1 protein-coding gene is annotated in these 1,317 nt (G+C 70.4%); it reads right to left on the bottom strand.

Annotation, left to right across the window (positions count from 1 at the left end; genetic code table 11):
* A partial coding sequence (locus ACQ5BE_RS18925) for an IS1634 family transposase (RefSeq protein WP_430298492.1) occupies positions 1 to 1,304 on the bottom strand: 1,304 nt, incomplete at its 3' end.
* Positions 1,305 to 1,317: the final 13 nt, after the last annotated feature.

Here is a 1,317-nt window from a genome sequence, read left to right as displayed (position 1 = left end):
GGCATGAGGGCGGCGGGGATGTTGGTCACGTAGCCCTTGAGCCCGGCGAGCTCGCGGGCACGGGCAAGTGAGGCCTCATCCAGGGTGGGCTTTCCGCCGGTGGTCTTGACGAAGCGCGGGGTCCGCGCCGGCTTGTTCCCGTCGATGACCTCGCGGGCGCGGTTCTCCTGGGCCGTGAGGGTCCTGCCGTCACGGACTGCCCGTTTCTGCGAGTAGGCCCACACGGCCCTCCACGAGCCCGGGTGCTGGGTGGGGTCCCAGACGGGTTCGGCGCGCAGGTCGGTGCTGTTCTCGTTCCGGTGCCCGGTCCTGGGGGTGATGGTGTCGATGAGCTGTCCGTCGGTGAACGCGTTGCCGTTCCAGCGGAAGTGCGAGGCCAGGTCGGTGGGGGCCTTGGTCATCCGCGAGCCGACGATGAAGCGCAGGCCTGCATCGTCGAGCTCGCGCAGGTTGGACGCGGAGAGCATGCCGGCGTCGGCGACGACGACCATGTCGGCCAGGCCATGGCGGGCCTGGAACCGCTTCACGATCGGGATGATGGTGGCGGTCTCGGCCTTGTTGCCCTCGAAGCAGCCGATCTCCAGCGGGAACCCGGCCCGGTCCACGAGCAGCCCGACGACGATCTGCGGGTCGACGCGGCGTTCCTTGGAGTACCCGACCTTGCGCAGCTCGTCCTCCTTCTCGGCCTCGAAGTACAGCGTCGTCACGTCATACAGCACCAGCGACACATCCCCGGCCGCGGTGGCGTGCCGGAAGCACCAGGAGGCGATCCGGTCGCGGTACTTCTCCGCCTCGGCCCGGGCAAGGGCGCGCTTCATGGTCGAGTAGCTGGCCGGGTCCCGTCCCAGGTCCCGCAGGACCCTGCCCGAGTCCAGCAGCGAGGTCGGCTCCACGACCCGGGCGAGCACCAGGTCCCGGAACACCTCGTCTCCGAGCGAATCGAAGCCCAGGACAGTGAACACACCGGCCAGCGCTGAGAACAGCAGGCGCGAGTCCGTGCCCACCACACGTGCGGGCCGGGCCCGGCCCCGCGGCAGGGACGGAGCAGGGGGTTCGAACAGGCCCGGATCGCGGGCAGGGGGAACCAGGCCCTCCACCGGAGGAACGGGCTCGACGCCCAGATCCAGCACACCCTGCGCCGGGTCCTCAAGCAGCCCACGGGCCCGCTCGAGCAGCACCCCGAGCTCAGCCTCGGTATGCGCCGAGCCGACGTGCTCCACGATCCGCTGACGCCCGGCGACGTACTCCGCGATCTGCACCGCCGTCGCCCCGGAGGCAGTCCGGACCCGCCTGATGAACGCCACAACGCGACACTAG

This window comes from Sinomonas sp. B1-1 (genome assembly GCF_050474465.1).
GTDB lineage: Bacteria > Actinomycetota > Actinomycetes > Actinomycetales > Micrococcaceae > Sinomonas > Sinomonas flava.
The sequence above is the reverse complement of the archived record's forward strand: the minus strand, read 5'-3'. Positions and strand labels throughout refer to the sequence as shown.